1 protein-coding gene is annotated in these 327 nt (G+C 66.7%); it reads right to left on the bottom strand.

From position 1 onward, the window contains the following. Window positions 1-327: paraquat-inducible protein A (locus ACZYTC_RS34285; RefSeq protein ID WP_488991764.1), on the bottom strand; the 327-nt coding region annotated here is incomplete at both ends.

Here is a 327-nt window from a genome sequence, read left to right as displayed (position 1 = left end):
GCGAGATCACCGTCATGATCGGGAAGAGATTGGCCGGTATGTAGAGGATGGCGGCGGTGATCAGCAGGGCCCAGGTTCTGGTGAGGCTGTTGGGCTTGCGTTGATGCAGGGGCGCCGAACAGCGTGGACAGGCCGCGTCATGGCCGGAAGCGGGCAGGTTCGACACGAGCCAGCAGGATTCGCACAGGGCGGTCGGGCGACTCGGATCCACCCGGGGAGGATGGGGAGCCACGCCCTTGCGCGCAAAGCTGCGCCAGATGGTTTCGTCGTCCAGGAGGGAGCCGGTCGCCACCGTCACCAGCATCAGCGCCACCACGGCGAACACGG

The sequence above is a fragment of the Labrys sp. F242 genome (assembly GCF_057813875.1).
The sequence above is the reverse complement of the archived record's forward strand: the minus strand, read 5'-3'. Positions and strand labels throughout refer to the sequence as shown.